Below are 2465 nucleotides of genomic sequence, written 5' to 3' on the forward strand. Positions count from 1 at the left end.
CGCCGATGATCGAAGGCGCAGCTGCTCCGACTGCCCGTGCACGACGACGAGCTCCTCGGCGAGGGCCGACAGCACTCCCGCGGGTGCGGCGCGGCCGCCCACACTCGCACGGCTGCGTCCTTCTGCGCTCAGGGTTCTGGACACATAGAGCTCGGCTGTGCCCGATCCGACGGGCTCGAGCTCGCCTCCGGCGTCCGAGACGATATCGGCGACGTCACCCGTCTCGGGCACGACCCAGACACCGGCGACCGACGCCTGACTCGCGCCGGCGCGCACCGCCCCGGAGTCGGCCCGTTGTCCGAGCAGCAGGCCGAGGCCCGTCACGACCATCGTCTTGCCCGCACCCGTCTCGCCGGTGATGGCTGTGAAGCCGGCACCGAGCGGCAGCACGGCGTCGGCGATGACGCCGAGCCCCTGCAGTCGCATCTCCTCGATCATGAGGTCGCTCCCTGTCCGCGCCATCCGGCGACGGGCAGCTGGAACTTGCGCACGAGACGATTGGTGAACTCGGTCGGATGCAGACGGGCGAGGCGAACGGGACGCGACGAGCGGCGCACCACGACGCGCGCGCCCGGCGGGAGGTCGTGAGAGCGTCGGCCGTCGCACCAGAGGATGCCCGCGCCCGAGGTGCCCTCGAGCATCTCGATCGCCACCGCCGCATCGGGACTGACCACGAGCGGCTTCGCGAAGAGGGCGTGCGCCGACAGCGGTACGACGGCGATGGCCTCGACACTCGGCCAGATAACCGGTCCACCGGCAGAGAAGTTGTACGCGGTCGAGCCGGTCGGTGTGGAGACGACCATGCCATCGCATCCGAAGCTCGACAGGGGCAGGCCGTCGATCTCGAGCACGACTTCGATCATGCGCTCTCGGCTCGCCTTCTCGACGGTGGCCTCGTTGAGGGCGAAGGTCTCGTACACGACCGCACCATCGACGTCCTTGACGCGCACCGACAGGGCGAGGCGCTCTTCGACCTCGTAGTCGCGGTCGATGACGCGGCGCATGGCGGCGTCCATGTCGTCTCGGTCGATCTCGGCGAGGAATCCGACGTGTCCCATGTTGATCCCGAGCACGGGAGCCGCACAGCCACGCACCAGCTCGGCCGCGCGCAGGATCGTGCCGTCGCCGCCGAGCACGATGGCGAGTTCGAGCTCGTCCTGCTGCACCGTGTCGCCGAGCACGTCCACGTCGGCGAAGTGGGAGTCGACCGCACGCAGATCGAGACTGTCGTCGGCGGCGAGCACGGGCCGTGCACCGGCACCGCGCAGAGCATCCACCACCCGGCGCGCGGCCGCCACGGTGTCATCGCGCCCGGCATGGGCGACGACCAGGATGTTGCGCACGTTCATCGTCTCCCTGCCAGTTCGTTGATGCGGTCCGACCATTCTGACGGATCGCTGCCGCGCCCCGGAGCGAGGTGCAGAAGATACTCCGCGTTGCCGTGCGTCCCGAGAATCGGGGAAGGCAGGATGCCCAGCATCCCGAGCCCCGCATCCCACGCGCTCCATGCAGTGCGCGCGACCGCATCGGAGCGGGTCGCGGGATCCGTGACGAGTCCGCCCCGCACGGCCGTTCGGCCCACCTCGAACTGCGGCTTCACGAGAAGCACGATGTCTGCTTCGGGGGCTGCGACCCCGGCGACAGCCGGGAGCACGAGCTCGAGGGAGATGAACGAGAGATCGCCGACGATGAGGTCGGGGGCCGCCTGCTCCCCCGTGGCGTCGAGGAGGTTCTCGAGCGTCATATGGCGCACGTTGTAGCCCTCGACCAGCACGACTCCGGCGTCGGAGGACACCGAGGGCGACATCTGATCGTGCCCCACATCGACGGCGAGGACGCGGCGCGCGCCACGCTCGCGGAGAACCTGGGTGAACCCGCCCGTGGACGCGCCCATATCGAGCGCCAGGCGCCCCGTGACCGAGATGTCGAAGCCGTCGAGTGCGGCGATCAGTTTGTGCGCGGCCCGGCCGACGTAATGGTCCGCACCCGCCACGGTGATCTCGGCCGTATCCGAGACGGCAGTCGATGCCTTCACGACGGGGCGTCCGTCGATGCTCACCAGACCGTCTGCGATGAGGCTGGCCGCGTGGGTGCGCGAACGGGCGAGTCCTCGCACGGCGAGGGCGGCGTCGAGTCGCGTCATCGGGCGCCCGGCGCGTCGCGCTGGTCGAGCCTCGCGCCGCTCTCGAGGCGGCGGGACAGCTCGTCGTGGAGTCCGGAGTAAGCGCCCGCCCTGGCCGCGAGCGGCTGCCCCTCGATCAGGCGCAGTCGACTCCACAGACCGTCGGTCGGCGCACTCGTCGTCTCTTCGCTCACGTTTCTACTGTACGCGGCAGGGCCGACGGGTCGGCGAAGCCACGACGGCGGGAGCGCCGCGAGTCAGGGGCGGTGGAACGGGTCGTCGTAGAGCCGCTCCGGCACGCGGAGCACGAAGACCGGGGTCCCCGAGTTCCAGATCGCTGCGG

The 2465-nt window shown here is 70.3% G+C and carries 4 protein-coding genes; all 4 read right to left on the minus strand.

Going from position 1 to position 2465, the window contains the following annotated elements:
• Positions 1-438 (minus strand): AAA family ATPase (locus tag J7E68_RS18080; protein ID WP_215174937.1); only part of this gene is annotated, 438 nt, incomplete at its 3' end.
• Positions 435-1349: an NAD kinase gene (locus J7E68_RS18085; RefSeq protein WP_215174938.1), complete on the minus strand. Its 915-nt coding sequence runs from the start codon at positions 1347-1349 to the stop codon at positions 435-437. The genes J7E68_RS18080 and J7E68_RS18085, both read right to left, overlap by 4 nt.
• A complete protein-coding gene (locus J7E68_RS18090; RefSeq protein WP_215174939.1) occupies positions 1346-2143 on the minus strand; it encodes a TlyA family RNA methyltransferase in 798 nt (265 codons plus the stop codon). The genes J7E68_RS18085 and J7E68_RS18090 overlap by 4 nt, the downstream gene beginning before the upstream one ends.
• Entirely contained in the window at positions 2140-2316 is a 177-nt protein-coding gene (locus J7E68_RS18095; protein ID WP_215174940.1) for a hypothetical protein, read from the minus strand. Before J7E68_RS18095 ends, J7E68_RS18090 begins: the two co-directional genes overlap by 4 nt.
• Positions 2317-2465 lie beyond the last annotated feature (149 nt).

This window comes from Microbacterium sp. ISL-103 (assembly GCF_018613995.1).
In the GTDB taxonomy this organism is placed as follows: domain Bacteria; phylum Actinomycetota; class Actinomycetes; order Actinomycetales; family Microbacteriaceae; genus Microbacterium.